The 25500-nt window shown below is 66.4% G+C and carries 47 protein-coding genes; 41 read left to right on the plus strand and 6 right to left on the minus strand.

Annotated elements, in window-relative coordinates:
• Positions 1-148: 148 nt before the first annotated feature.
• From JVX90_RS00005 to JVX90_RS00020, 4 genes are all read right to left on the minus strand, one after another.
• The gene (locus JVX90_RS00005; protein WP_205330464.1) at positions 149-1354 is read right to left on the minus strand and encodes a site-specific integrase; all 1206 of its coding nucleotides are present in this window, start codon (positions 1352-1354) and stop codon (positions 149-151) included.
• On the minus strand, positions 1354-1785 hold the full coding sequence (locus tag JVX90_RS00010) for a hypothetical protein (RefSeq protein ID WP_240193983.1): 432 nt from the start codon (positions 1783-1785) through the stop codon (positions 1354-1356). The genes JVX90_RS00005 and JVX90_RS00010 overlap by 1 nt, the downstream gene beginning before the upstream one ends.
• Before the next feature lie 125 nt (positions 1786-1910).
• Positions 1911-2444, minus strand: a complete 534-nt coding sequence (locus JVX90_RS00015) for an MmpS family transport accessory protein (RefSeq protein WP_205330465.1) — start codon at positions 2442-2444, stop codon at positions 1911-1913.
• 106 nt (positions 2445-2550) lie between these two features.
• Complete coding sequence (locus JVX90_RS00020) at positions 2551-3036, minus strand: helix-turn-helix transcriptional regulator (protein WP_205330466.1); 486 nt, start codon at positions 3034-3036, stop codon at positions 2551-2553.
• A gap of 153 nt (positions 3037-3189) precedes the next feature.
• On the opposite strand from JVX90_RS00020, the gene JVX90_RS00025 reads away from it, so the two are divergent.
• The 37 genes from JVX90_RS00025 to JVX90_RS00205 all read left to right on the plus strand — a co-directional run bounded on the left by JVX90_RS00025 (position 3190) and on the right by JVX90_RS00205 (position 20297).
• The gene (locus JVX90_RS00025) at positions 3190-3411 is read left to right on the plus strand and encodes an XRE family transcriptional regulator (protein WP_205330467.1); all 222 of its coding nucleotides are present in this window, start codon (positions 3190-3192) and stop codon (positions 3409-3411) included.
• The gene (locus tag JVX90_RS00030) at positions 3408-3638 is read left to right on the plus strand and encodes a helix-turn-helix domain-containing protein (RefSeq protein ID WP_205330468.1); all 231 of its coding nucleotides are present in this window, start codon (positions 3408-3410) and stop codon (positions 3636-3638) included. Before JVX90_RS00025 ends, JVX90_RS00030 begins: the two co-directional genes overlap by 4 nt.
• Complete coding sequence (locus tag JVX90_RS00035) at positions 3638-3790, plus strand: hypothetical protein (RefSeq protein WP_205330469.1); 153 nt, start codon at positions 3638-3640, stop codon at positions 3788-3790. Before JVX90_RS00030 ends, JVX90_RS00035 begins: the two co-directional genes overlap by 1 nt.
• Positions 3791-3917: 127 nt before the next feature.
• Positions 3918-4211, plus strand: a complete 294-nt coding sequence (locus tag JVX90_RS00040) for a hypothetical protein (RefSeq protein WP_205330470.1) — start codon at positions 3918-3920, stop codon at positions 4209-4211.
• The gene (locus JVX90_RS00045; RefSeq protein WP_205330471.1) at positions 4208-4375 is read left to right on the plus strand and encodes a hypothetical protein; all 168 of its coding nucleotides are present in this window, start codon (positions 4208-4210) and stop codon (positions 4373-4375) included. Before JVX90_RS00040 ends, JVX90_RS00045 begins: the two co-directional genes overlap by 4 nt.
• A complete protein-coding gene (locus JVX90_RS00050) occupies positions 4372-4584 on the plus strand; it encodes a hypothetical protein (RefSeq protein WP_205330472.1) in 213 nt (70 codons plus the stop codon). The genes JVX90_RS00045 and JVX90_RS00050 overlap by 4 nt, the downstream gene beginning before the upstream one ends.
• Positions 4581-4748 (plus strand): hypothetical protein, encoded by a 168-nt coding sequence (locus JVX90_RS00055; protein WP_205330473.1) that lies wholly within the window; start codon positions 4581-4583, stop codon positions 4746-4748. The genes JVX90_RS00050 and JVX90_RS00055 overlap by 4 nt, the downstream gene beginning before the upstream one ends.
• Entirely contained in the window at positions 4745-5809 is a 1065-nt protein-coding gene (locus JVX90_RS00060; RefSeq protein WP_205330474.1) for a lambda-exonuclease family protein, read from the plus strand. The genes JVX90_RS00055 and JVX90_RS00060 overlap by 4 nt, the downstream gene beginning before the upstream one ends.
• Before the next feature lie 101 nt (positions 5810-5910).
• On the plus strand, positions 5911-6369 hold the full coding sequence (locus JVX90_RS00065; protein WP_205330475.1) for a hypothetical protein: 459 nt from the start codon (positions 5911-5913) through the stop codon (positions 6367-6369).
• Positions 6366-6554 carry a hypothetical protein gene (locus JVX90_RS00070; protein WP_205330476.1) on the plus strand — a complete coding sequence of 63 codons (189 nt, stop codon included), beginning with the start codon at positions 6366-6368 and terminating at the stop codon, positions 6552-6554. The genes JVX90_RS00065 and JVX90_RS00070 overlap by 4 nt, the downstream gene beginning before the upstream one ends.
• 3 nt (positions 6555-6557) lie before the next feature.
• Positions 6558-7514, plus strand: a complete 957-nt coding sequence (locus JVX90_RS00075; RefSeq protein ID WP_205330477.1) for a recombinase RecT — start codon at positions 6558-6560, stop codon at positions 7512-7514.
• 3 nt (positions 7515-7517) lie between these two features.
• Positions 7518-7667, plus strand: a complete 150-nt coding sequence (locus JVX90_RS00080) for a hypothetical protein (protein ID WP_205330478.1) — start codon at positions 7518-7520, stop codon at positions 7665-7667.
• Between the two features lie 3 nt (positions 7668-7670).
• On the plus strand, positions 7671-8141 hold the full coding sequence (locus JVX90_RS00085; protein ID WP_205330479.1) for a hypothetical protein: 471 nt from the start codon (positions 7671-7673) through the stop codon (positions 8139-8141).
• Between the two features lie 3 nt (positions 8142-8144).
• Positions 8145-8600, plus strand: a complete 456-nt coding sequence (locus JVX90_RS00090; protein ID WP_205330480.1) for a helix-turn-helix domain-containing protein — start codon at positions 8145-8147, stop codon at positions 8598-8600.
• A gap of 116 nt (positions 8601-8716) precedes the next feature.
• Entirely contained in the window at positions 8717-9706 is a 990-nt protein-coding gene (locus tag JVX90_RS00095) for a hypothetical protein (RefSeq protein WP_205330481.1), read from the plus strand.
• Entirely contained in the window at positions 9703-10215 is a 513-nt protein-coding gene (locus tag JVX90_RS00100) for a hypothetical protein (RefSeq protein ID WP_205330482.1), read from the plus strand. The genes JVX90_RS00095 and JVX90_RS00100 overlap by 4 nt, the downstream gene beginning before the upstream one ends.
• A complete protein-coding gene (locus tag JVX90_RS00105) occupies positions 10212-10802 on the plus strand; it encodes a crossover junction endodeoxyribonuclease RuvC (RefSeq protein ID WP_205330483.1) in 591 nt (196 codons plus the stop codon). Before JVX90_RS00100 ends, JVX90_RS00105 begins: the two co-directional genes overlap by 4 nt.
• Positions 10803-10958: 156 nt before the next feature.
• Positions 10959-11405 (plus strand): hypothetical protein, encoded by a 447-nt coding sequence (locus tag JVX90_RS00110; protein WP_205330484.1) that lies wholly within the window; start codon positions 10959-10961, stop codon positions 11403-11405.
• A complete protein-coding gene (locus JVX90_RS00115; protein ID WP_205330485.1) occupies positions 11402-11572 on the plus strand; it encodes a hypothetical protein in 171 nt (56 codons plus the stop codon). The genes JVX90_RS00110 and JVX90_RS00115 overlap by 4 nt, the downstream gene beginning before the upstream one ends.
• On the plus strand, positions 11569-12258 hold the full coding sequence (locus JVX90_RS00120) for a 3'-5' exonuclease (protein WP_205330486.1): 690 nt from the start codon (positions 11569-11571) through the stop codon (positions 12256-12258). The genes JVX90_RS00115 and JVX90_RS00120 overlap by 4 nt, the downstream gene beginning before the upstream one ends.
• Complete coding sequence (locus tag JVX90_RS00125; RefSeq protein ID WP_205330487.1) at positions 12255-12557, plus strand: hypothetical protein; 303 nt, start codon at positions 12255-12257, stop codon at positions 12555-12557. The genes JVX90_RS00120 and JVX90_RS00125 overlap by 4 nt, the downstream gene beginning before the upstream one ends.
• Positions 12554-13318 carry a hypothetical protein gene (locus JVX90_RS00130; protein ID WP_205330488.1) on the plus strand — a complete coding sequence of 255 codons (765 nt, stop codon included), beginning with the start codon at positions 12554-12556 and terminating at the stop codon, positions 13316-13318. Before JVX90_RS00125 ends, JVX90_RS00130 begins: the two co-directional genes overlap by 4 nt.
• Positions 13315-14064, plus strand: coding sequence for a hypothetical protein (locus JVX90_RS00135; RefSeq protein ID WP_205332530.1), 750 nt, complete (start codon positions 13315-13317; stop codon positions 14062-14064). The genes JVX90_RS00130 and JVX90_RS00135 overlap by 4 nt, the downstream gene beginning before the upstream one ends.
• A 179-nt stretch (positions 14065-14243) precedes the next feature.
• Positions 14244-14882, plus strand: coding sequence for a molecular chaperone DnaJ (locus JVX90_RS00140; RefSeq protein ID WP_205330489.1), 639 nt, complete (start codon positions 14244-14246; stop codon positions 14880-14882).
• Positions 14879-16246, plus strand: a complete 1368-nt coding sequence (locus JVX90_RS00145) for a site-specific DNA-methyltransferase (protein ID WP_205330490.1) — start codon at positions 14879-14881, stop codon at positions 16244-16246. Before JVX90_RS00140 ends, JVX90_RS00145 begins: the two co-directional genes overlap by 4 nt.
• Positions 16243-16551: a hypothetical protein gene (locus JVX90_RS00150; protein ID WP_205330491.1), complete on the plus strand. Its 309-nt coding sequence runs from the start codon at positions 16243-16245 to the stop codon at positions 16549-16551. Before JVX90_RS00145 ends, JVX90_RS00150 begins: the two co-directional genes overlap by 4 nt.
• Complete coding sequence (locus JVX90_RS00155; RefSeq protein ID WP_205330492.1) at positions 16544-16957, plus strand: hypothetical protein; 414 nt, start codon at positions 16544-16546, stop codon at positions 16955-16957. Before JVX90_RS00150 ends, JVX90_RS00155 begins: the two co-directional genes overlap by 8 nt.
• A complete protein-coding gene (locus JVX90_RS00160) occupies positions 16957-17439 on the plus strand; it encodes a hypothetical protein (protein WP_205330493.1) in 483 nt (160 codons plus the stop codon). The genes JVX90_RS00155 and JVX90_RS00160 overlap by 1 nt, the downstream gene beginning before the upstream one ends.
• The gene (locus JVX90_RS00165; protein WP_205330494.1) at positions 17432-17824 is read left to right on the plus strand and encodes an HIT domain-containing protein; all 393 of its coding nucleotides are present in this window, start codon (positions 17432-17434) and stop codon (positions 17822-17824) included. The genes JVX90_RS00160 and JVX90_RS00165 overlap by 8 nt, the downstream gene beginning before the upstream one ends.
• Positions 17821-18051, plus strand: a complete 231-nt coding sequence (locus tag JVX90_RS00170; protein ID WP_205330495.1) for a hypothetical protein — start codon at positions 17821-17823, stop codon at positions 18049-18051. The genes JVX90_RS00165 and JVX90_RS00170 overlap by 4 nt, the downstream gene beginning before the upstream one ends.
• The gene (locus JVX90_RS00175; protein WP_205330496.1) at positions 18048-18311 is read left to right on the plus strand and encodes a hypothetical protein; all 264 of its coding nucleotides are present in this window, start codon (positions 18048-18050) and stop codon (positions 18309-18311) included. The genes JVX90_RS00170 and JVX90_RS00175 overlap by 4 nt, the downstream gene beginning before the upstream one ends.
• Positions 18308-18799, plus strand: a complete 492-nt coding sequence (locus tag JVX90_RS00180; RefSeq protein WP_205330497.1) for a hypothetical protein — start codon at positions 18308-18310, stop codon at positions 18797-18799. The genes JVX90_RS00175 and JVX90_RS00180 overlap by 4 nt, the downstream gene beginning before the upstream one ends.
• The gene (locus JVX90_RS00185) at positions 18796-19122 is read left to right on the plus strand and encodes a hypothetical protein (RefSeq protein ID WP_205330498.1); all 327 of its coding nucleotides are present in this window, start codon (positions 18796-18798) and stop codon (positions 19120-19122) included. The genes JVX90_RS00180 and JVX90_RS00185 overlap by 4 nt, the downstream gene beginning before the upstream one ends.
• Positions 19119-19469, plus strand: a complete 351-nt coding sequence (locus tag JVX90_RS00190; RefSeq protein WP_205330499.1) for a hypothetical protein — start codon at positions 19119-19121, stop codon at positions 19467-19469. Before JVX90_RS00185 ends, JVX90_RS00190 begins: the two co-directional genes overlap by 4 nt.
• Positions 19466-19789: a hypothetical protein gene (locus JVX90_RS00195; protein WP_205330500.1), complete on the plus strand. Its 324-nt coding sequence runs from the start codon at positions 19466-19468 to the stop codon at positions 19787-19789. Before JVX90_RS00190 ends, JVX90_RS00195 begins: the two co-directional genes overlap by 4 nt.
• Positions 19786-20118 (plus strand): hypothetical protein, encoded by a 333-nt coding sequence (locus tag JVX90_RS00200; protein ID WP_205330501.1) that lies wholly within the window; start codon positions 19786-19788, stop codon positions 20116-20118. The genes JVX90_RS00195 and JVX90_RS00200 overlap by 4 nt, the downstream gene beginning before the upstream one ends.
• Positions 20115-20297, plus strand: coding sequence for a hypothetical protein (locus JVX90_RS00205; protein WP_205330502.1), 183 nt, complete (start codon positions 20115-20117; stop codon positions 20295-20297). The genes JVX90_RS00200 and JVX90_RS00205 overlap by 4 nt, the downstream gene beginning before the upstream one ends.
• A 302-nt stretch (positions 20298-20599) precedes the next feature.
• On the opposite strand, the gene JVX90_RS00210 is transcribed toward JVX90_RS00205, so the two are convergent.
• Complete coding sequence (locus JVX90_RS00210) at positions 20600-21217, minus strand: hypothetical protein (protein WP_205330503.1); 618 nt, start codon at positions 21215-21217, stop codon at positions 20600-20602.
• 95 nt (positions 21218-21312) lie between these two features.
• Here JVX90_RS00210 and JVX90_RS00215 point away from each other — a divergent pair, with 95 nt between their 5' ends.
• The 4 genes from JVX90_RS00215 to JVX90_RS00230 all read left to right on the plus strand — a co-directional run bounded on the left by JVX90_RS00215 (position 21313) and on the right by JVX90_RS00230 (position 25252).
• The gene (locus tag JVX90_RS00215; protein ID WP_205330504.1) at positions 21313-21840 is read left to right on the plus strand and encodes a hypothetical protein; all 528 of its coding nucleotides are present in this window, start codon (positions 21313-21315) and stop codon (positions 21838-21840) included.
• A 4-nt stretch (positions 21841-21844) separates the two neighbouring features.
• Positions 21845-23419, plus strand: a complete 1575-nt coding sequence (locus JVX90_RS00220) for a terminase family protein (protein WP_205330505.1) — start codon at positions 21845-21847, stop codon at positions 23417-23419.
• Positions 23420-23492: 73 nt separating this feature from the next.
• Positions 23493-23666 carry a hypothetical protein gene (locus JVX90_RS00225; RefSeq protein ID WP_205330506.1) on the plus strand — a complete coding sequence of 58 codons (174 nt, stop codon included), beginning with the start codon at positions 23493-23495 and terminating at the stop codon, positions 23664-23666.
• Positions 23663-25252, plus strand: a complete 1590-nt coding sequence (locus tag JVX90_RS00230) for a DNA cytosine methyltransferase (RefSeq protein WP_205330507.1) — start codon at positions 23663-23665, stop codon at positions 25250-25252. The genes JVX90_RS00225 and JVX90_RS00230 overlap by 4 nt, the downstream gene beginning before the upstream one ends.
• Here JVX90_RS00230 and JVX90_RS00235 read toward each other — a convergent pair.
• Positions 25247-25474 (minus strand): hypothetical protein, encoded by a 228-nt coding sequence (locus JVX90_RS00235; RefSeq protein ID WP_205330508.1) that lies wholly within the window; start codon positions 25472-25474, stop codon positions 25247-25249. The genes JVX90_RS00230 and JVX90_RS00235 overlap by 6 nt on opposite strands.
• Positions 25475-25500: the final 26 nt, after the last annotated feature.

Consider the following 25500-nt stretch of genomic DNA (forward strand, 5'->3'; position numbering starts at 1 on the left):
GACCTAGTCTTACCGTCCGAGGGATTCTCGCCGAAACTCAGCGAAGCTGCGCGAAGTCATAATGTCCGGTCGACCTGCAGGTTCGCTATTCGCTCGCGCTCGCATGGCTCTATCTCTCTTCGCTCAAATTCCTGGGATAATCCTGGGATCAGTTGCTATCGGTTGGGGCGAGCTTGTCGAGCGTCGACCGAAGGTCCGGAGCGACCGTCTCCCGCTGCACGTAGTGCTTCGCCGCGACCGCAGGAGTGTTGCCCAACTGCGCGGCAGCCTCGTCGATCCCCAACTCTCGAGCGACCACAGTCGCCACCGTTTTGCGGAACGTATGCGGCTGCACCCAACCCCAGTCCTTGCCATGCGCCGACCGCAACTGCGTCCGCAAATTCGCCGCAGACTTCCACGTCCCACGCGCTGACGGGAAGATCGCGTCATGCGGATTCGGTTCGGCGTTCACCTTCATCCGCAGCAGCGTGTCCACCGCGAACTTCGGCAGGATCACCGTGAACCGATCCTTTGCCTTCCGATGCTCCTGCCTCACGATCGACGGCCCATCCTTCGGGCCCGGCACCAACGTCGCGCCGATGAACGCTGTCGGCTGCTCGGCCTCCAAGTCGACGTCCTGCCACCGCAACGCCAGCACCTCATTGATACGGGCACCAGTCGCGACCTGAACGTTGACGTAGTCGAGTAGCCCTTGTGCGCGAGGCCGGCCACCACGCTTGCCGTCGGGGCGCGCTGGCGCCGCCTGCCATGCCCGGATGTGTTCGCGGTATGCGGTCAGCTCGTCGACGGTGAGCGCTCGGATATCCTTCTTCTCCGCCTTCACGATGGTCACTTCGCGGACCGGGTTCGCGCCGGGGTAGGCGTCGTGCCGGATCGCGATCGCGAACATCTCTGTCAGCTGGCGGCGGAGGTTCGCAGCCTTGGACGGCTTGTCGGCGGCTTCGGCATCGAGGAACCACTCAACAGTCGCGGTCGTGACGTCGCGGATCCGCAACTCGCCGAGACCCTTCTTGATCAGCAGGTGATACGGCTCGTAGTGGGTGATCGTCTGGTCGGAGATCCCGGACTGCTGTTTCTGCTCCCACCATTTGTCGGCGAGGACGGCAACAGTAGTGACCGGAGTGAGGGCGGCGACGCCGCCGCCGGGCATAGGGCGCCCGCAGTTCTCGGCCCGTTCTGTTGCCCGTAGTTTCACTGCGTCTGTCGCGGCCAACTTGGATGGGCCGTCAGCCTGAACGGAGCGGACCTTGCCGTCGCGGCAGCGGACCTCGCAACGGGCGCGGTACCGACGTCCACCGAGGGCGGTGACTTTGATCTGCCCGTGTTCGCCGACCTCGAGTCTGCGGCGCCCCATCAGGGCACCCACTCGATGCCGTCGAGCTCGTAGTCGATGCGGGCGCGTTCGGCTGGGGTGAGTGATGCAATGAACGCTTTGAGCATCGGGACGTCAACCCACAGTTCGTGGGCGATCTCTGGGGCGTGGCGGGACCAGCGCAGGGCGTCGACCAGCGCGTCGACGTTGACGAGCCGTCGGGCGGCGATGCGCTCGACTGTCGCCTCTTCGCGCGCATGGAGGACGGGGTCGATCGGGACGAGACAATCGCGTTCGACGTGGCCGATCTCGTGCGACAGGGTCGACCGTCGCTCGTCGCTGATCGAGAGTGCGCTGATCTCGATCCGGTTGCCGCACGCGTGTCCGCGGGTGCCGCGCGGGAGGTGGTTGACGAGCGCGATCTCGACGTGGGGGAGTCGGTCGCGGGCATCGCGCCACGGGTGGTAGGACATTGGCTTCTCCTTCGGGCGGCGGCGGGTGGTGAATCCGCCGTCTGTAGATCGGGTGACGGGTACAGCACAGGCCCCGAAATGTGGTGCTGTTCGGGGCCTGTGCAGGTAAGGCTCGAGTCCGTCGGTTAGAACAACTTGCCGTTGCAGGACACGACGGCGTAGCTCCCGGACGAGGTGTTCTCGACCTCGACCTTGCCGTCGACGATGATCTTGCAGCTGATGTCACCACTTCCCGCGTTCTGTGCGGTGACGCCCTTGATGGTCGTCTTGTCCTTGTCGAGGGCCTTCGACTTCCATGGGAGGCTTTCCCCGTTTGCCTGCGACTGATTACCGCCCTCGGTGAAGTACGTGATCGTCCCGGCCGAGCCCGAGTCGCCCGTGACTTCATAGACGACCGTGCCGTCCTCGTCAGGTGTCACGCCCCCCTGAGTTGCTTGCGTGCTCGGCGGGTTGTTGATGCCGGGCTGCTGTGCGGGCTGGCTGGTCGAGTTGCTGGCGGCCTCGGTCTTGTCGTCGTCCTTCTTGTCGCCTCCGCCACTGACTGCGGCGATGATGACGATGACGGCGACGATCCCGCCGATGATCCACCAGAGCTTCTTGCGGCTCTTCTTCGGCGGTTCCGGCTGCGGCTGGTATGGGGGCGGTGTGGGCGCGGTCATGAGGTCCTCCTACGTGTGGTGGTCGTTACTGCCGCTGACAGTAGCGGTTGGGTCTGATAATCCTGCCTACACAGAGTTCGCGTAGGCCATTTGGACGACAGACTTCTCAGTCTTCGCCAGGCGGAATCTGCGACTCTTCCCCCAGACCGTCGAGGTGGTCGTACAACGCTTCGCCCGGTGATGGGGCGTCAAGGCGACGAGCTGCCATCGGAAGAGGCTGGTCGTCGTCCTCATCTTTGGCACCGAAGCGCGGCGTGATGACGTCAGCGTCCGCCGGCCCGTCGAAGATTCGCACGGCATCAGGATCAGTACGCCGCATGATCTCTTCTAGCAACTGATGGTTGGTCGCGCGGCCGAGCGCCTGTTGAACGCCCACACCTCGCAGGTCGGCTGGCTCGAGATATCCGGTGTCAATGAGGGCCTGGCCAGCCGGTACCCCGTATGCGCGTGCTAGCGAGACCACAAGTTCGGCGTCGAGCTTTCTGCGCGCGAGCTGCCGACTGATCGTCGATTGCGGAACGCCGACCTTGATTGCTGCGGCCCGCTGACTGTCGACGCCGATGGTGGCGGCGAGCCATTCCTCGTGTGTCATGTGATGCACATTAGCATCACTACGTTGGTGGTGTCTACCTGGGAAAATCGGGCGCTGTCGACACGCTTGTAATTCCAGCCTTGCGAATCCGGATCACATGATGCAAGATGTGATCACACCAACCGGAAACGGATCACCAAGGGAGTCCCCACGATGCAAAATCTCCGCCTCCGGCCTGGCGTCATCGACGCAATGAAGGCCGACCGAAACTTCGACAGCGACGCACAAGCCGCCGCCGCCCTCGGTGTCACCGTCGTTGAACTCGAGCGACTCCGCCACGGCGCGATCATCAGCCCACACATGGCACTGCAGGTCGCTGCCGTTCAGGGCACAGGGTTCGATCTCTCCCGCTGGGTTGAGCAGGTGCCGGCATGACTGCTCGCCTGCAGGCGGTGCCCGATACGGAAGACGTCGAAGAGACCACGAGCGAACTGGTGCTCCTCGCAGCGCCAGCCTTGGCGGACCTCCTCGGCATCTCAACAGGCCGGATCTACCAGATGCGTCACGACGGACTCCTACCCCCGGTCATCAAGATCGGGACTCTCATCCGCTGGGACCGCGCCGACATCTACGCGTGGCTCGACTCGATGAAGGAGTCGTGATGCGCAGCCTCGACGAGTACGGCGCCGACGGTGAGGTCCTCGACTACGACCTCGGGGAGCGGGTCGCCGCACGTCGCGCCCAGATGGACGTGCCGCCGCCAACGCCGGAGCAGGTCGAAGAGTTGGTCGCGCTACTGCGCGGCAAAAGGTGAAGCCGGGCAGCTGATTGGCCGGGCACCACCCCGGCCGCTACCCGGCCTCCAAAGGTCCGAAGGAAATCGAAACCCTGCGGTGACTATACCGCCGGGCCCCCACTTCATCTGTGAAGGAACCCACACCATGCACGACATCATCAACCAGCTCGCCCTCGTCGAGGAAATTGGCGGCAAAGGGGCGATCGCGCAGATCCGCGTCTACCGGGACATGAAGAACGTCGATCACCCGCAGGTGGCCGTCTCGTTTCTCGACCCGGCCGTGTACGTGGACCAGGGCGAGGTCACTGATCGCGTCCACCTGGACCGGCCCGTCGGCACGTACGCCCGACTCTGCATCACCGGTGACCCGGACGACGATCCGCTCGACCTGCTCGCCGAGGCGGTCGACATTCTGCAGGACGCGACGGTCGCGCCGTGATCGCGGCGCTGCTCGAGTTGTCGCCGCTCACGCGCGCTGTGCTCACCACGATGGTCGCCGGGTCGATCGTCGCTGCACTCTCTCCGGACGTACCGCCGGTCTTGACCCTCGAACCCGATGCCATGCCGGTCGGGCCGGTCGTCGAGGCAGGTGCGCTCCGATGATCAGCCTCGACCACTCCCGGATCACGACAGTCGTCGACGTCGCGCCCGCGGACGAACTGTCTCCGTTGTGGGAGATCGCCGCCACGGACTACACCGGCACGACGACGCACTACGACGGCGAGACCGGCACGACCCTGGCGGAGACGATCGACGACCTTCTCGCCGACGACATCGACCACATCGACCTCACCTTGTGGATGCCGAAGTGAAGCACCTCCCGTGGATGGACCCAGCGACAGGGGAGTGGGACGACCCGCACGCCTGCCCCGGCTGCGAGCTCGTCCCCACCCGGAACGGGCAGGAGTGCGACGACTGCGCCACCGCGACCTACCTCGACATCTTCAACACCACCCCCGAAGGAACATCATCATGACCACGACGACGAGCTTCAAACCGTCGACAGACTGGAATCCCTACCAGTTGCACGCACGACTCCTGCCGACGCCGGCCGACGAGATCGCCTGGTTGCGGCAGCGCCGCGAAGGCATCGGCGCCAGCGAGACCGCGGCGCTCCTCGGCATGGGCCGCTGGACCGGACAGACCCAGTACGGCGTGTGGCTGGACAAAACCGCCCAGGTTCCGCTCTCGACGGCCAAGACCGAAGCGATGGAACTCGGCCACATTCTCGAACCCGTCATCCGTGACACCGCCGCATCGCGCCTCGGGTACGAGGTCCGCACCATCGGCGGCCTCGCCTCCCGCGCACGGCCGTGGCAGCGCGCCAGCCTCGACGCAGTCCTCATCGTCCCCGACGACGGGCCGATCCCACTGGAAGTGAAGAACACGTCGCAGTACCTCGCCGAGCAGTGGTCCGACGACCAGGTCCCCGACGCCGCCGAACTGCAACTGCAGCACCAGCTCGCCGTGACTGGCGCACCGTACGGGTACGTCGCCGGCATGATCGGCGGATCCCGCATCGTCACCCGCCGAGTCGACCGCGACCAGGAACTGATCGACATGATCATCGCCGAAGAGGAAGCGTTCTGGCAGCACGTGCTCAACGAGACGACACCGCCGATCACGTCGCGTGAATCGGTCGCCGACATCGTCGCAGCCGCAGGGGACCCGGACGTCGAGACACTCGTCGCCGGGCCGGAGGTCGCGCACGAGGCTCGCCGCTGGGCCGACGCGTACCGGCAGGCGACCGCCGACGAGAAGGCCGCGAAGGCGAAGAAGGCCGAGGCCCGCAACAACCTGTTGTTCCTCGCCGACGGGCACAGCGAGATCGCCGAACAGTCGGGCGACGTCATCCACACCGTCGTGAAGATCGTCCGCGGCGTGTTCGCCGCCAAGCGGTGGCGCGACGACAACCCTGATCTCGCTCCGCAGTTCGAGAAGAAGGTGCTGGTCACTGACACCGCAGCGTTGAGAGCAGAACTGCCGGACATGTACCGCGCGTACCAGTCGGTGTCCGTCCGGTTCCCGAAGTCCTGATGATCTACCGCTGCCCCGTGTGCGGGGCCATCACATACGACCGCGACAGCGCGGCGATCCACCGATGCACGTACGAAACCCCAACCCGAGAGGAATCTCAAATGGCAACAATCACCGACCTCAACAGCGCGCAGCGCGCTCTGCGAGAAGCGGAGCTTCTTGAAGTGCTCGACGAGCTGAGTACCGGAAGGATCGAACCGGACGACCCGCGGCTCGACCAGACGTACTCGGTCGACGGAACGATCGAGAAGGCTCTCCGGAACTGGACGTACGACGACATCGCGAGCGCATACGACCGGCTCAACAGTGACCACGATCCGGAAGATGGCGATCTCATCTTCTACGCCGAGCCGACCACGATCGGACGGTTCACCATCGGAATGGGCGAAGTCTACGGAGGCGACGGCTCGGCACGCATCGGTATCTGCGGACCGGTCGGCGACGGAGGCGAGGACGCAGACAAGCGTGCAGCGCTCTACCTGACCGGCGAGGAAGCTCACGAAATCGGCGGCCTCCTGCGCGGCATGATCATCGACACTCGCGGAGGCGTCGAAGCATGAGCGACACCTACCCGCCGACCCCCACGGGACTGACCTACCCGTCGCGGGCTGAGGACGTCGCCCGCGGTGTCCGCCTCGAATGCCTGCGCCTCGCAGCGGAGACCGGCATGAAGGCCGACGCCATCCAGCCGACCGCCGAACAGTGGACGGACTTCGTCCTTGGCACCAACAAGAAGGAGAACTAGATCATGGGAAACGACCTGCGCCAGCGCGTCCAGAACCAGCCCGCCCAGCAGCAGGGGGAGCCGACGCTCGCCCAGCTGATCGAGCGGATGAAGCCCGAGATCGGGCGTGCGCTCCCGAAGCACATGAACCCCGACCGCATGGCCCGGATCGCCACGACCGTCCTGCGGCAGACGCCGGCACTCGCGCGCTGCACACCCGAGTCGTTCCTCGGCGCACTGCTCACCGCGTCGCAGCTCGGCCTCGAGCCCGGACCGCTCGGCGAGGCGTACCTCGTCCCGTACGGCACCACCGTCACGTTCATCCCCGGCTACCGCGGCCTCGTGAAACTCGCGTGGCAGTCCGGGAAGCTGCAGTCGTTCAACGCGCACATCGTGTACGAGAACGACGACTTCGACTACTCGTACGGCCTCGCGCCGACCCTCACGCACAAGCCCGCCATGACCAACCGCGGCCCGGCGATCGCCGCGTACGCCGCAGCAGTGTTCAAGGACGGCGGCTCGGTGTTCGAGGTCATGTCCGTCGAGGACATCGAAGCGATCCGTAAGCGGTCGAAGTCCGGGAACAACGGGCCGTGGAAGACCGACTGGGCGGCGATGGCCCGCAAGACCGTCACCAAGCAGCTCGCGAAGTGGATGCCCCTGTCGTCCGAGTTCGCCGAAGCCGTGGTCCGCGACGGCACCGCCCGCACCGACACCGGGCAGCTCGTCGACGTCACACCCTCGTACGTTGACGGCGACGTCGACCAACCGCAGATCGCCGGCACGGATGACGCGGCACCGGTTGACCGTCAGTCACTTGAGGCCGCAGTCCTTGCTGCGATCGACCAGGCCGGACACACCGACATCGCCGCGTTCCTGTCGAACCAATACGGCGACCAGATCGACAGCGTCTCAGAGCTGTCTGACGAAGAACTCACCACGACCCTCAACGCCCTCGCGGCACAGCAGAAAGAGAAGTAACCCATGTCCACCACCACCGTCCTGCCCAAGCTCATCGGCCAGTGGTCAGCCTGCAAGGGCGACAAGCCGCACTCGCCGCGCTGCAAACGCTGCCGCCGCGGACAGGCGACCGGAACCGTCCGGCCCGCCACCACCCAGAAGAAGGAGAAGTAGATCATGAGCAAGGTCGAGCACCAGAACGGCGACAGCCCCAAGACGTCGACGTCCGGCATGTTCTTCCACGGGTACAGCGGCCGGCCCGTCGATCAGTACGAGTCGCCGTTCGGCGACGACGACCCGCGCCAGCACATCGGCGACACGGTTGTCATGACGACCCGCGCCGAACTCGCCGCGGTCGTCACCGACCACATCGCCGACGGCACCCGCCAGACGTTGAAGTGGAAGGTCATCGACTCCCAGGTCGGGAAGGTCGTCGCACGCAGTGACGGCCGCGACCCGAACCAGACGTCTATCGACGACATCGGCGACAGCGACTCGGGGGAGTACGGCGACTACACACCGCCGCAGTACGACCCGGACGCCCACGACGGCTACCCGCCCGAGGCCGACGAGGAAGAGGGCACCGAGTTCGACGACCCCGAAGCCGACGACGACAGTGCCCGCAACAACCCGTTCAAGGTCGTCTAACCGATGCGCACCGCATACGACCCGTTCATCGTCGAGTCCGTCATGCACGGTTTCCCGCCGCCGCCAGACATGTCTGTCGCCGAACGCCGCGAGATCGTGCACCGCCTCCGCCAGTCCGGCCTGACGAACAAAGCAGTCGCTGACAGGCTGGGTGTCACACGGCAGTCCGTCGAGCAGGACGTCGCACGGTGGAGACCGCAGCGCGCAGACATCGCACTCGCAGTCGCCGGCCAGGTGTACCCCGCCGAGCGGTTCGACGGGGAGAGCATCGCCCATGCGGCGGGACGCATCATCGCACGCGTCCACGACGAATGCGCCGACAGTGTGTGGACCGAACTCACCACCATGCCCGACATGGACGTCCGCGCTCTATGTGTGACGCTCGCCGCGTGCTGCGACCCGAACAAGAGCATCCGCGAGATGCTTGCCTGGACGGACGAGCTCGCCCCAACCGGATAGTTCGCATGCGCCGCAACAAACGGCAATAGTGTGACTATCACCCGCGTGACGTGGTGGGCCCGCACAACCCTACGGGCCCACCACACCACACCCCCACGAACACGAGAGAAGGACACATGGCCAAGGACAACAGGCCGTGGATCAAGGTCACCGTCGACATGTGGCGGCACCCGAAGATCACGGCGCTCTCAATGCCGCAGCGTTGGGCGCTGATCGGACTGTGGTCCTTGTCGATGGAGTACCGCACAGACGGTGTCGTAGACGCGTCGTTCGCGCGTCGGCAAGGCATCACCGCGCGCGTCTGCAACGCCCTTGCCGACGCCGAACTTTTGTCGTTCGAAGACGGCGGGCAAACGATGATTCTTCACGACTACCTAGACCATCAGATGAGTGCCGCAGAACTCGACAAGCGGACCGATCAGCGCAGGTCAGCAGGTAAGAAGGGCGGACAGGCGAAGGCTCGGAACCGTAGCGGCCCGCTAGGCGCAAAGGGTAGCGGCCCGCTAGACGCAGAACGTAGCGGCCCGCCTAGCGATACGCGCGGACACGCGCGCGCGTCAGAGGAAGAGAAAGAGGGAGAGGGCAACACCAGTAGCGCTGCTGCTGACACTTACGTACCGCGCGAGCGCGGCGAGCAGCCGCAGCCATTCAGCGACGGATGGATCCCACCCGAACCACCAGCCGACGACCCGCCACCAACCCGCGGATCCCTCGCCCTCGTCCACGACGCCGACGCCATCCCCACCGAGATCAGTGCACACACGCACCGCGCCCCCGCCGCAATCTCCGACAGCGCACGCACACTCGTCCGACTCCACGCACCCCCAGGCATCCCACGCAAAGTCCGAGCCGACCTCGCCGAACAAGTCCAGAAACTCGCCAACGACCCCCACGTCAACCGCGCCGACATCGAAACCGGACTCACCGAATGGGCACGCCGCCCCGGCGCCGGACCCCGCCTCCTCCCCAACCTCGTCGCCGACGCCGCCCGCCAACGCACCACAGCCGCGTCCAAACCAGTCGGAATCGGCAAACCCACCGAGAAAGCCGCCAGCATCCACGCCGCAGGACAAGCACTCATCAACGAACTCAGGAAAAACCAATGACCAGCATCAACGCCAGCGAACACAGCATCACCGCCGCCACCGCAGCACTCGGCCGAGCAGCACTCTTCGACGACCGAATCACCGCAGGCGACACCGCCCGCATCGCCGCATGGGCCGAAGCCATCGAACCGTTCGGCATCGAAACACCCGACGCCCTCGCAGCAGTCACCACCCACTACCAAGCCACCAACGCCGACACCATCCGCGTCGGCAACCTCATCGCCGCCGCACGAAAGATCCGCGGCGAACGAGCCGAACGCGAAAAAGGCACGCAGATCGCCGCCCAACTCCCACCACCAGACCCGCAACTCGCAGGGCTCCCCATCGCAGGAGCCGACGGAAACCCCATCTGGCCCGCATACGAGCACTACAACGCAATCGAAATCCCCTGCACCACCTGCGGCGCCCAACCCGAAGAAGCCTGCACCAACCCCATCACCCAAACCGCACGCAAAATCCCCTGCGTCACCCGCGTCTCCACCGCCCGAAAAGCACAGGACCAGCCATGACCGCACTCACCGTGACCGGACTCGACCTCTCCCTGACCGGCACAGGCATCGCCCACATCCGCATCGACCGACCACCCACCGTCGACCCGCAGACGACCGTCGAAACCCTCACGATCACCTCGACCGGCCGCCGCGCCGACACCCTCCCGCAGCGCGTCGCCCGCATCCGGAAGCTCCGCAACGCCATCGTCGACCAGGCCCGCACAGCCGACCTCGTCGTCCTCGAAGCACCGGCATTCGCCGCCAACGTCGGCAGCGTGTGGGACCGCGCCGGACTGTGGCACCACGTCGTCGCCGCCCTCGACCACCTCGGTGTCCCGTACATCGACGTCGCACCGACCAGGGTCAAGAAGTTCGCCGCCGACAAGGGCAACGCCGACAAGGCCGCGGTCGCCGCTGGGATGGCTCGCCTGTGGGGCGAGCGTGCTGCGCCGGCCGACAACAATCAGTTCGATGCCCTCGCGTTGGCGTCGCTCGGTGCGATCCGTGTTGCTGGCCGTCAGTTGCCAATCCGGGTCCTTGAGCGGCACCGCGAAGTCGTGGCGGCGATTGACTGGCCGACAGTCCCCGTGACGCGGCGATCCTGACCGCCCAACGTCCACGGAGACGAACGAAACCCCGCGCCCCGACTATCGACACCTGACACGCCTCTCCCGACCGTCAGGGAAAGAACACACGAATCCCTCTAAACAAGGGGGAAACAGTGTTACTGTTACCGTCACACCACCACGAAGGAAACCCGCATGAACCCCACCCTCAGCACGATCCTGATCTTCACGATCAGCGCCGTCATCGCAGTCGCCGGCCTCAACTGGCTCGCCAACCGCCACGACACCGCACTCACCGCCACAGACGGTGCCCCCTGTGCGAACTGCGGCGGCGACCACAGCGACACGACACGCGACCCCGCCACACAAGCGACCGCCGAACTCCTCACCCAGCTCGTACAGTCCGCGATCCTCGACGTCGCCAACCTCACCACCACCGGCGGACGACCCGCCGCAGCCGTCATCGCAGTACCCGGCCCAGGCGACACCAGCGAAGTCCGCGTCGTGGTCCACCCCGACGCCTACACCGACATCACCGAACTGACATCGGCCCTGGCGACCATCGCTCGAGTACTCAACGCCGGACACGGACAAGTCAACGAAGACCTCCACTACCTGCGCATCGGCAAGGCAGACCAGTGACCGCCTGGCAGCAACTCCGCACCAACCTCCTCGCCGACGCCGACCCCGTCATGGTCGAAGCCCACATCGCGTGCCTCGACCGTCAGCCCGGCGCACACCGCCCCGAAACGCTCCGCGCGTTCGCGGTCGAATGGCCGACCCGACTCACCGCAGGAACCGCACGATGACCCTCACCGACATGCCCCTCGCAGCATTCGACCTCGAAACCACAGGCGTCAACGTCCTCCACGACCGCATCGTCACCGCGAGCATCGTCACCATCGACGGCGCGAAAGTGAACACCGACGAATGGCTCCTCGACCCCGGCATCGATATCCCCGAGGGTGCCGCCAAGATTCACGGCGTCACCACCGCCCGAGCACGCCTCGAAGGCAGCGACTACGACGACGGCTACTGCGCGATCTCCGATCGCCTGCAGACCGTCTGGGCTCAAGGGCACCTCGTCGCGATCATGAACGCCGCGTTCGACCTGTCCCTCATGCACTGGGAAGGCAAACGCCTCGGCGAACCAGAACTCGTCGTCGGCCCCGTCCTCGACCCGCTCGTCATCGACAAGCACCTCGACCCGTACCGGCGAGGCCGGCGCACCCTGACCGCGCTGTGCGAGTACTACGGCGTCCGTCAGACCGACGCCCACCAGTCGACCGGCGACAGCCTCGCCGCAGCGCGCCTCGCGTACCGGATGGTGCGTCTCCCGGACCTCGCCGACTACACCGTCGACACCCTCATGGCCGCACAAGCTCAATGGCGCGCCGAGCAGCAGGAGTCGCTGCACACGTACTTCCTCCGCCAGGGCAACCACGAAGCCGCCGCCACCGTGTCCGGCGAGTGGCCCGTCAGGCGGACCGCATGAGCGAATCGTTCCTGTGGGACGGCGACCAGCTGACCGTCCACGCCGACGCGAGAGTCCCGTACCGGGTGTGCGGAACCGAGATCACGTTCTGGCCGGACAAGATGACCGACGAACACGGCCACGCGATCGGCTACGTCCACCTCACCCAGCACGTCGCAGTGTGGGCCGCGATCAACGTCATCCACGACCTGCACCAGCCGAACCCCGAAGGCATCGTCCCCTGGTGTCCGACATGCAAAGTCCAGGCACCGTGCGAGACGCGGCGCGCCACCACGGCAGCGATGGAGATCAGGCCATGACCCCCATCGAGTTGCACGACCGCCACGACTGGCGGAAGTACGCGACCGTCGAACTTCCCGGATCGATCGCCGTGTACCACCGCACTCTCACGCTCATCGTCCCGCGCTGGAACCCCGCGTACGACCTGATCCTCGACAAGCGCCTCGACACCGTCATCCGCTACGGCGGCCACATCTGGGACGTCGAGACCGTCACCAACACCGCCGACCAGATAACGCTCATCGCCTGCCGATACGCCTTCGACCAGCTCACCGAACCGTGGACGTTCGACAGCTACCTCGCCGCCCACGCCACCAAGGAGAACCCCATGCCCGACACCATCGAACCCACCGAGGCCAAGGCCGTCGATGACCTGTACGAGCAGGCGATCAACACGTACCGAGTCGAGTACGGCGAGACGATGGCGATCTCACACAACGAGCGCGCCGTCCGCGCAGTCGTCGACTACGTCCTCGCCGCACAGCCCGAGCAGATCGACCGGAAGCCTTACATCCTCCGCGCAGCGGTAGCGATCGTCCTACGGGAAACCGGCCACAACCTGTACGCCGTGGCCGAGCTCGCCAACCGTCTCGAAGCTGAACGCAAGGCCGCGCAGGAACGGGCCGAGCAGGACCGCCAGATCGAGGTTCTCGCCGAGAACACGTTCGAGCACATCACCGACACCGGCTTCGGGACGCTGTCCGACAGTCAGCAGGAGAAGTGGCGCGAAGCGATGCGCCGCGCCCGCACGCACATCCTCGCCGAGGCGGTGACCGAATGACCATCGATCCCACCACCTGCAAGCCCGGCGACGCGTACCGCGTCCGCACCGGTAGCGGCGACGAGTACGTCGGTGAACGCGTCGATCCCGAGGACTACCTGCAATGGCGCCTGAATCGACCCGCCTCCGTCTGGGTCCGCGACGTCGACGTCACCGTCCTGCACCGCCTCGTCCCCGCGCCGGAGGAGGAGACCCTCGACGTGCCGATGCAGCCGTGGGAACTGGTGCGCGCGGCACGGCAGGTTCTCATCGATCACGACCGCTACACCGACGGCGACTGGATGACCGAACGCCTCGAAGCCGAGGCGGCGCACCTCGAACGCGAGCACCGCGCCGCGCAGGAGAAGGCCGAGCAGGACGCCGACAAGCGAACCATCGGGCTGACCGGCAAGTACCGAGTGGAGCGGATCGACGGCAAGCCCGTCGACTGGGCGTTCGTCCTTCAAGACACCGACCCATTCACGCCTGTTGCTCTGCTGGCCTACGCAGGTGCATGTGAAGGCTCGTATCCAGCGCTGGCGCGGGACCTGCGGCAGAAGGCTGCGGATCTGCAGAATGCCGCCGAGCAGGACGCCGCGCGGGAAGCGCTGATCGATAAGGCGGCGCGCGTCATGCACGCGAATGCCGACTTGGTACACGACGATTGGGACACGCTGTCGGCGTCCGCGAGGCAGACCTGGCGGAACGCCGCCCGCCGCCTCGCCGACGCAGGCTACCTCGCCGAGGCGGGTGAGGGCCGTGGCTGACCTCCTCGCCGCGCTGCGCGACTCACTGCGCACGTGCGACTGCTGCGGACGCCCCCGCCCCGACAGTCGTGTCGACGGTGGCGCGATGCACTTCCGCTGCTGGGACGAGCACCACAGTGACCCGACCGGGCCTTGGCCGCCCGATCATTCATGCGCCCGAGACGAGGCGGGTGAGCGCGATGAGTGACTGGCCGACATCGCTGACGCTGCGCCCGATCCAGGCGTGGCCCGGCACCCTCACCGCAGAGCGGAAACGCTCGACGTTCTCCGCGCCGTGGCGGTTGACGCTCAACCTCATCGACCGCGAACTGCGGCACCTCGGTGTCGATGGCGCTGCGCCTGCGGTGTTGCAGATCGCGCTCCGCGAGAGCGACTTCCGGCTCGACGGGATGCCACGCGCCCGCGCCGTCGCCGATCACCCCGGCGTCATCCTGTCCATCGAGTCGAAGCACGGCCCGCTGTCGTACCCGTGCGACACGTTCACGACGTGGCAGGAGAACCTCCGCGCCATCGGCCTCGCACTGGAGAGCCTGCGTCGCCTCGACCGATACGGCATCACACCAGGCGGCGAGCAGTACACGGGCTGGAAGCAACTGCCGACCGGGCCGAACCGGGATGTCGAGACGCGTGCCGCTGAACTGCTTGCCGGTCTCGCCGACATGTCGGCGGCAGACATCGTGAGTGATCCCGAGGCGGCGCGGCTCGCACACAGGAAGGCACGCGCAGCCTCCCACCCCGACCGCTTCGGGGGCCGTCGCGCCTCCTGGGACCAGGTCGAGCGTGCCGCGGAGGTCCTCGGGATCGGCGGTGCGCGATGAGTGAGCCCTACTACCAAGACGATCTCGTCGCCCTGCACCACGGCGACTGCCTCGACGTCCTCCGCACACTCCCGGACAACAGTGTCGACGCGGTCGTGACCGATCCGCCGTACGGGCTGGAGTTCATGGGCAAGGACTGGGACGCGCCGTGGAAGAAGCCGGGCGCAGATGTCGGTCGCGGCGTGAAAGTGGCTGAGCAGCGCGCCGGCGAGATGACAGAGGCGGGCCGCGGCCACACGACGAGCGCTGGCCCGTACCTCGCCGCTCGCGTTGATTCGATCCGCGCAGCGGGTGCACCGTTCCAGGAGTGGTGCACCGAGTGGGCGACCGAGTGCCTGCGGGTGTTGAAGCCGGGTGGGCACATGCTCGCGTTCGGCGGCTCCCGCACCTGGCACCGCCTCGCCGCCGCCGTCGAGGACGCTGGGTTCGAGATCCGCGACAGCATCGCGTGGCTGTACGGGTCAGGGTTCCCGAAGTCGATGGACGTCTCCAAGGCCATCGACAAGGGAGAGGGGATCTGGCGGGGTCGTGCCGGTGCCGTGTCGAGCGACAACGGCAGCATGTCGGGCGGGAACTACGAACGGACTCCGAAAGGGGAACCGGCCACCGAGGGCGCAGCGGCCTGGGATGGGTGGGGCACTGCGCTCAAGCCCGCGTTCGAGCCGATTGTCGTCGGTCGTAAGCCTCTGGCGGGCACGGTCGCCGCGACGGTCCTCGAGTACGGCACCGGTGCCCTGAACATCGACGGCTGCCGAACTGAAACCTACAGCGGCGGGCCGGGCTCGACGCCGGAAGCGGTCGACGGCGGACGGCGCACCGCGATGGCTGGAGACATGGACCGTGTCGCATACGACGGAAGTAGGGGCCGTTGGCCGACGAACGTGATCCTCGACGATCACCAGGCCGTCGAGCTCGACCAGCAGAGCGGCACCCTCACGTCGGGCACCATGCGCGCGGGGACCGAGCGGCAGCCTCGAACCGGCGGAACGATCTATGGGGCTGATGCTCGTTCGTTCACGCCGGCGGACACGTACGGCGACTCGGGTGGTGTGTCGCGGTTCTTCCCCGTCTTCCGCTACCAGGCCAAGGCCGCCACCAGTGAACGGCCGAACGTCGACGGTGTGCAGCACCCGACCGTCAAGCCGATCGACCTCATGCGGTGGCTCGTACGACTCGTCACCCCGCCCGGCGCGACCGTCCTCGAACCGTTCGCAGGCAGCGGCACCACCGCCGAGGCGTGCGTGCTCGAGAACCGTCGGTGCATCGCGATCGAGCGCGAGGCCGACTACCTCCCGCTGATCGTGTCCAGGTTGAAGAAGCCGACGCAGGGCGGACTATTCGACATGGCAGGCGGTGCGCGATGACCGGCACTGATCCCGCAGCGGTTGGCGACGTCCTCGACATGGGCGCACCCGAGCCGCCGAACATCACGGGCGTCGAGTCGATGGCGTGGGTCAACTACGGCGATGGCTATGGCCCGACTCTCGCTGGCGAGGCCGACGCAGACGACATCGAGGCGTACTTTCTTCTGTTCGGCAAGTCGAGCAACGGCGACTGGAAGTTCTACCTCGGCGGCAAGACCTACATCGACTGGGCGGAAGTACTCCGACGCTTCGGCCCCGTACGAGTCACCCACATCGAAACCAGCGAGGAGCTGACCAATGACTGACGAGACTCCCGACGTCGTGTCCCGTGCCCGCGCCGCCCTCGACGGCATCACACCCGGACCGTGGGAGGTGATCGGGGGAGGCGAGTACGTCAGCGGCCCCGGAATCTGCGTCGCGCCGGATGACGGCGGCGTGAGTGACGGCGACGGAGCCTTCATCGCTGCCGCGCCTGACCTCGTCCGCGACCTGGTCGCCAAGGTGGAGCGGCTGACAAAGCATTGCGACGACTTCTGCGACGCGATCGAGGAGAACGGTAAGGGCTGGGATGAATCGCAGGCGTGGGCGGCATGGTTCGCCGCCGAGCGTGACTTCTACCTGCGGGACTACGACGAGAACGCGAAGTGGCACCACCGCCGGCATCGCCGTCTGCGCGCCCAGATCCAAAGTGCACTCGATACGGAGGCGTGATGCTGACCGCTGAGCTCAAGCTGAACGGCAAGGTGATCGGGGCGATCGAGATCCGCCGCACCTACATCACCGGAGCGAACGGGCTGCCGGGGTACAACGCGCACACTCGGGTCGACAACCCACGCGGCGCAGGCATTCTGCTGCACGACCACCTGGTCGAGGACCACGATCCCGACCGCGACGACGCCTGGGAGCTAGTGCGCAAGGCCCTGTCGTGGAAGGCCGACGCCGAGCGCGCCGACTTGGAGCATCAGCGTGATGAGCTGCGTGCCGAGGTAGCACGGCTGCAGCGCGAGGTCAGCGAGGTCCGATATGACCTCGGCGACGCCATCACCCAGGGCGACCAGATGCGCGCCGCCGTCGACCGGGTGCGGGAGCTGACTGCCGACGACCACCTCGTGGCTGAAGACGACGCGGGTGCATTGTGGGTCCGCCGCCGTGACGTCCGCTGCGCAATCGATGGGGAGGCCGACCGTGGCTGACTGCCCGTTCTGTGCGTACGCCGAGCATTGGGTGAACCCCGGCACCGAATACAACGTCGACGTCGATGTAGACGGCCGCACCGTCACGTTCGACCGCGCCCGCCCCGTCATGTGGTTCGAGCCGCTGAACCCGGTCACGCCGGGCCACATGCTGTTCGTGCCGACCTACCACGCCGAGTCCCGCGCCGCCGTCGCTGCCGCTGCGGCCTGGCGCTGCGCCTACGACTACGCGACAACAGGCGACCGATCCGGCGTCGACTTCAACATCATCGTCAACGCGGGCGAGGCCGCCACGCAGACGATCGATCACCTGCACGTGCACTACGTCCCACGACGTCGCGGCGACGGTCTCACGCTGCCGTGGACAGGGCAGGCGACGTCATGAGCGCCGAACTGATGCGAGACCGGTGTGCATTCACCTCGCGGGACATGGCCGAGCACTGGGGCGACGCGTTCACCTACGCGATCGTGTTCGGCTGGGGCGACGGCGAAGGCGACGAGGATGACGCGTGGAACGAGGTCGCGAACCAGCAGGAATGGGACCAGCCCCTCGTCGAGTTCCTACGCGACGCCCACCGCAGGTTCGCCGCGCTCGGCAAGGCGACGTCATGAGTGCCGGCCACATTGACCAGTGCCGATCGTGCCGGGCGTCGATCTACTGGTGCGTCACCGACCGCGACAAGCCGATGCCCGTCGACGCGTTCCCCGACAAGACCCGCGGCAACGTCTCCATCTACCCCGAGAAAGGGCAGATGCGCGCCGTTGTCGTCCCCCGATCACAGGCCGAAGCCATGAGGGCACGCGGCCTACAACTCCACGTCGCCCACTTCACGACGTGTCCGAACGCCAAGCAATGGAGGAAGAAACGATGACCGACACCACCACGACGACCCTGACCGTCGAGCAGCAGCAGCGCGCCGAAGCGCTCGACCGAGCACGGGAATCCACTAAACAGAACGCTCCATTCGGGTCGGCGGCCGCCGACCCTGTCCACCTCATCGACGTCGCGAACTGGATCCTCAACGGCCGCGACCCCCTCTCCGGCTACCGAGAACCAGACGCGCCTCTGCCAGCCGCTACCAAATACGCGGAGCCCCGCGAGCCGGGGGTAGGTGACCAGGTTCGAGGCATGCACCCGGCGGTGTTCCGGTCCGGCGAGTGGGCAACGATCACCGGAGTCGGGCGAGGCTCGTGGCGCGTCCAGTTCCCTGACGGCCGTACGGACGAGTGGGCGATCGACGACCCTGCCGCCGAGTACCAGTTCCGCCTCCTGCCCAACGACAGCGGGAAGGCCGACAGCGACACCGACGTCTGCCTCTGCTCGACGTGCGTGCACCGACGCGAGAGTGACGCCCGGTGACCGCGCCCGCGAAATACCGCAAGAAGCCCGTCGTCATCGAGGCGATCCAGTTCCTCGGCTGGCGGAACGCATGGGAGGTGCATTGCTTCGCTGACGGTACGACGTTCTTCGTGCCGCAGGAGTACGAGCACCACATGCGAACCGAACGCGAGAAGGAGGTTGGTCGCAGTGGGTACGACGTGCCACCGTTCCTCGTCGTCGGGACGCTCGAAGGGCCGATGCGCGCCGACGTTCGGGACTGGATCGTCAAGGGAGTCCAGGGCGAGGTGTACGCCGTGAAGCCCGACATCTTCGCCGAGACGTACGAGGCGGTCGACCAGTGACCAGCACGCACCAGCTGCGCCGCGCGCGGCAGGCTCAACGCCAACTCGACTACACCCGAGCCGACCGGCGCATCGCCGCGTGGTGCAGCGTCGCGTGCATGGGCCTCATCGCCGCCGTCGTCGCAGGGTGGTGGGGCCTGGTGAAGTTCGGCGCCGACGGATACGACCAGCACATCAACAGGTCGGGAATCATCACCGGCTGCGTCTTCGGACTCGTCATCGCCTCGATCAGCGTCATCGTCCTGACGGGATTCGTCCTCGCGACACTCGCCGACCAGAACGAGCACGTCCGCAACGCCGACGACGCATACCAGGACGTCCTCGACGAGATCGGACACGAGCAGTGAACGACATCATCGGCGAAGTCACCGGTCTGTACTGGGCGGATGACAACATCACCGTGAAGATTCGCCTGAACCGGCCACGGCAGGCACCACGCACCCGCCAGTACTTCCCGCAGATGAAGCAGCGCGGCGGCAGACGGCGCGCACGGCAACGCGAACGACGCATCCACGAGATCGTAGTCATCCTGCTCAGGCGTGGCACGCCACCGCTGGACGCGATCCTGCAGGCACGTCTCGCAGTCGACGCCTGGGACTTCTGGCGGATACCCGACGACCCGTTCGACCCGAAGACGTGGGAGATCACCACAGGAGAAACCCGATGACCGAGTTCGACAACACGCTCCGCACCACGCCCATGCCCCGCCCCGTGCTGTACGGGTCCGACTTGAAACCGATCGGCATCCTCAACGAGCAGGTGAAGTTCACGCCGGAGTACGACGACCCCGACTGGCTCGGCACCGATCCCGACTACCCGTGGATTCTGCCGTCGTCCGACCGTTCGTTCTCTGCAGAGTTCACGCTCACCGACGTCAACGTCGACTTCGCCGCGATGCTGTTCGGCGTACCGGCTATCTGGTTCCGGCGCCCACGGATGAAGCGCCGCGCCGCACGCCGAGTCGCCGGATACACCCGCACTGGGCGGCGACGATGACCGACAAGCACGTGTGGCGAGTCACCGGCGGACCTGTCGGGTTCACCTCACCCACCCAGCCCCGACGCTGGCAGATCACGCGAGTCGACTCTCAGATCGGGCCCGCAGGCGGCCGCACCTTCACCACCTACGACCAAGCACGCCGCCACGTCGCCGACCGCGTCAGGAAAGCCAACTGATGTTCACACTCCACGACCTCAACCAATGCCTCGACCCGGAGACGTTCCGGACCATCGAGCAAGCCACCATCCGCACCGGACACCAACTCTGGCGCGGCCGCCCGTGGGTGATCTACGGGCCCGACGGACATCCTGCACGGAGGTCACGGACACGATGATCAGAAACCTGTTGGACCGCCTTCTTGACGCGTTCTGGCTCCGCGTCGACCTCGCCCTCTACCGGGCACACAAACGACGCTGCGCCGACTGTCGCACTGGCTACGTCCGTGACCAACTCGCCGACGATATCGGAGAGCAATGACCTACCGTAAGAACTGCCACCACGGCTTCTCGGTTGGTTTAATCGCAACGGGTAGATCAGTTAGTGCGGCAGCTTCAACGGCTTGAACTGCGAGCTCGATGACGCGCGTCAGCTCTAGTTGCTTCGCGCCAGCATTGAGACGCGCAGCAAGAACCATTCTGACATCAGCCGAAGTCTCAGCGGAATCGTCGTTGACCTTTGCCTCAATTGCGGTGTTGACCGCTTCGATAGCTGTTCGAAGTGATGGATGGAGCACCTCATAGCGCGCCCGAATCAACACATCAGTGCGTTCCGATTTGAGTCGGCCAAGCGCCTTGCCGGTATCCGTGTTAACGAACTCGGCCATATCTGACGAGGTCATCTGGGACGTCGCCACGTCTGTTAGGTACCACAGTGAAATCTCGTGAGAAAGTATGCCGACCAGCCGCGCTATGAGGTCCCTCTGTCGGTCTCGGCGCTTTTCAGATTGCTCGTCTGTGAATGTTCGCCGTGCGACGGAAACAGTTATCGCGACTCCGAGAAGCGCCGCCAATGCGGCGATGCTCGCGACGAGGAGCGGACCCCACGTCGTGATCCACGGTGGAGACTCGGGCGCAGGTACCTGAACGATCGTCGTCACTGGCGAACCATAGACGACGCCTCGGCGCGACGTGAACGAATCCGCTGTAGGTCGGCTCACCAGCGGACACGCCCGTCCCGCCTACGATCGAACACATGGGTGACGCCAATACGAGCGCCCGGGTACAGATCCCGCGCGCGGAGCAGCAAGCCGAATGGCTCGACGACTACATCGCCGGGCTATCCGAACGTGCCGTCGCCGCCAAGCACGGTGTGTCCAAGACCGCTGTCCACAACGCTATCCACAACCAACTCGCCGCAGCCCGCGAACGCCGAGCCGAACTCGCCGACCACCTCTACGAGATCCAAGCCCGCCGCTACGAACACCTCTGGACAGAAACAGCGCGCGCCCTCGCCGACGCCAAATCCAACCGCGAAGTCGGCGTCGCGCAGTTGATCACCGCCGGCCGCGGTGTCCTCGACTCACTCACCCGCCTCCACGGCCTCGACCAGCCAACCCGCGTCGACGTCACCGTCACCGAAATCAGCGACGTCGACCGCGAACTCGCCGACCTCGCCGACATGGTCAAGAAAAAGGCGATCGCCGACGCCACAGCCGCGGGCATCGACGCACCCGACCTGCCCGTCCTCGACGCCATCATCGAATCCGTCACCGAGGAGTAAACCGATGTCGGTCCTCGCCAACATGTCGCACGAGCAGAAGCTCGCACTTAAACGCGACCTCGCCGAACGCGTCGTCAAAGCCGGACTCGCCCTGCCGTCCGCATCGTCACCGGGTGCCCTCGCGGCGCGCTGCGACATGGGCCTGACCGTCGAACGACCACACACCCGCCTTATCGACGACGCACTCACCGGGCTCCTGTCCCGCCCCAACGGCAAAGTCATGATCTTCACGCCACCCCAGATCGGCAAGTCGAGCCGCAGCTCGCGGTGGTTCCCGTTCTGGTGGCTCACCATGCGCCCCGCAGACCGCATCCAACTCGCCTCCTACGCCGCCAGCCTCGCCCAAACCCACGGCTCCGCAGTCCGCGAATACGTCCGCATGTACGGCGCCGACTACGGCCTCCGACTCTCGCCGACCATGGCGACCAAGGCCGCGTGGGAACTCACAGCAGGCGGTGGACTCCGCTCCGCTGGTGTCGGCACCGGCCTATCCGGGCACCCAGCAGACCTGCAGATCATCGACGACCCTTTCGCCGGCCGCGCCGAAGCCGAGTCCCGCACGATGCGCGACAAGGTGTGGCACTGGTACTCGTCGGTGTGGTCCGCGCGCCGTAGCCCCGGTGCTCGTGAAGCGATCATCATGACGCGCTGGCACCTCGACGACCTCGCCGGGCGTCTCCTCGACCGCGACGGCCGTGTCGAAGAAGGCGGCGAGTGGCACGTCGTCCATCTGCCCGCCCTCGCGCTGCCGCCCGACGCCGAACGAGGCGTCTACGAAGACCCCCTCGGCCGTGAACCGGGGGAGCCGCTGTCGCACCCGAAGATCGACGACGGCGACACCGCCGCGCTGATGGCGCACTGGACCCGCCAGCGGGCGACATCGACCGAACGAGACTGGAATGCGTTGTACCAAGGCACCCCGTACTCGGCGGCCGGAGCACTCCTCACCGACGACGACGTCCGCGACGCCACCGCAGAACGCCCAGACGTGTTCAAGCGGATCGTCGTCGGCGTCGACCCCGCTGGCGGCGGCCGCGACACCGTAGGCGTCGTCACCGTCGGCCTCGACCCGGCACGCCGCGCATGGTTCCTCAACGACCAGACAGCGAAGATGTCAGCCGCAGACTGGCCGCGCGTCGTGTGCCAAGTCGCGCACGACGCCGGAGCGGACCGGATCGTCGTGGAGAAGAACTTCGGCGGCGACATGGGAAAGCAGCTCGTCGCGCAGGCGTGGGAACTGCTCGCCGAGCGAGGCGAGGTGACAGGACTGTGTCCGCTCGTCGCCGAGGTGACTGCCAGGCGCGCGAAGGTACTTCGGGCGGAGCCGATCGCGCAGGCGGTGAAGACTGGCCGCGTGATGTTCGCTCGAGGAGCGAAGCTCCGCCAGTTGGGGACGGAGTTCACGATGTGGGAGCCCGGGTCGACGTGGTCGCCCGGTGCCCTCGATGCCGGTGTCCACGCGGTGACTGAGGTGCTGCCCGCATCGCCGCGAGGGTCTGAAATCTCGAACCCTGCACGCACGTCACGATCGCAGACAGGGGCGGGCCGTGGCATCGCAGCGAGGCGCCGTTCTGCCTAACTTCGAGGGGGATACAGTGATACGGTAACCGTCTGGACTCACCACCCAGAACCGTATCGAAGGAGACCCCAAATTGACTGACACGATGACCGCGCTGGGGACATGCCCCGCCTGCGGCTCGACGACCATCGGCAGCGACGCCGTCATCACGGGCATCTGCCTGTGGAACCAGCCGCTCCGCGACTGCACCGAATGCCGCGCCTGCGGCGCCTGCGCATGCGTGCCCGGAACAAAGGCTGCCGTATGACGCTCACTCTCGCCGACTTTTTCTGCGGTGCAGGCGGCTCCTCGACGGGAGCGCTCATGGTCCCGGGCGTGACTCTGCGCGCCGCGGCGAACCACTGGGACCGGGCGATCGAGACGCACGCCGCGAACCATCCTGACGCTGATCACATTCACGCCGACATCTCGCAGTACGAGCCGTCGCTATTCCCTCGCACGAATCTCGGCTGGTTCTCTCCGTCGTGCACGAAGCACTCGGTCGCCCAGGGCAAGCGCCTCCACGACGCGCAACCCGACCTGTTCGGCGAGGTCCTCCCAGACGCTGCGGCCGAGCGGTCGCGGGCGACGATGTGGGATGTCGTGCGGTTCACCGAGTACCACGCGTACGAGGCGGTGATCGTCGAGAACGTGGTCGAGGTGACGAAGTGGCCGCCGTACGGTGCGTGGCTCGCGGCGATGGACAGTCTCGGCTATGACCACCAGCTGGTGATGCTCAACTCGATGCATGCCCAACTGATGGGCGATGGGGCGCCGCAGTCGCGTGACCGGTTCTACTGCGTGTTCTGGCGCAAGGGGAACCGCCGCCCGGACCTGCACCGGCTGACTCGGCCGCGAGCAGTCTGCCCGACGTGCGGCCCGGTGAGGGCGATGCAGTCGTGGAAGAAGCCCGGTAACACGATCGGGAAGTATCGGTCGCAGTACGTGTACCGCTGCCCGAACGTCGCGTGCCGGAACGCGATCGTCGAGCCGATCGTGCGTCCGGCCGCCGACATCATCGACTGGTCACTTGAAGGTCAGCGGATCGGCGATCGTGCCCGCCCGCTCGCGGACAAGACGATGGCCCGCATTCAGGCGGGGATCGACCGCTACTGGGCACCGCTGATCATCGAGGCGAGCGGCAACACGTACGACGCCGCCGACCCGAAGCATCCCGCGCACGGCCGCACTGACGGGTACATGCGGGCGTGGCCGACCAACGACCCGCTCCGCACCGTCCACACCACGGGAGGCAAGGCCCTCGTGGTCCCGGTCGAGGGGCGTGAGGGGAAGGTCGCCCGGTCGGCCGCCGATCCGCTGCGCACAGCGACGGCCCGCAACGAGACGGGACTGGCGTTCCTCGCACAGTTCCGGGAACGGAACCGCCTGCTCGACCCGCACAGCGAGCCGCTGACGACGGTCGTTGCCGACGGTGCCGGGCAGATGCTTGTCCAGCCGTCGGACGCGTTCATCGCCGAGCTTCGCGGCGGTGGGTCCACGGTCCGACCGGTGGCCGACCCACTCGCCACTGTCACCGCATCAGGCAATCATCACGGTCTAGTCACGCCGTACTACGGCGCTTCGAAGTCCGCGCAGACCTCGGATGCTCCCATGCCGACGGTCACGACTGTCGAACGTGCGGGGCTCGCGACTGGCGCCACCATCGACATCGACGATGTGCGGTTTCGGATGCTCGAACCCCGCGAGTACAGCCGGGCGATGGACTTCCCAGCCGACTACCAAATGCTGGGCACCCGTCGCGAGCAAGTCAGGTTGGCGGGTAACGCGGTTACCCCGCCGGCGGCTCGCGACCTGATCTCGGTAGTCGCGGAGTCCCTGGGCGTGGCGTCATGACGAGCAGAAGTGCCGGTGCTTGCACCGCAGGCACTCGTAGAACACGCGGGCTGTCTCGCCCTGCGACGGTGCCGCCCACCCCTGAAGAACGTTCCCCCGTATCCCGATCAGGCCGACGTCCGACAGGCGTAGCCCGCACTCCCAACACGACAACGGGACCGTCGACACGTACGCGCCCGGCCTCAACTGCACACCGCCCGGCGAGAACCACGACCAACTCATGCCGAGAACGTAGCGGCACCCACCGA

The organism is Gordonia sp. PDNC005 (assembly GCF_016919385.1).
Lineage (GTDB): Bacteria > Actinomycetota > Actinomycetes > Mycobacteriales > Mycobacteriaceae > Gordonia.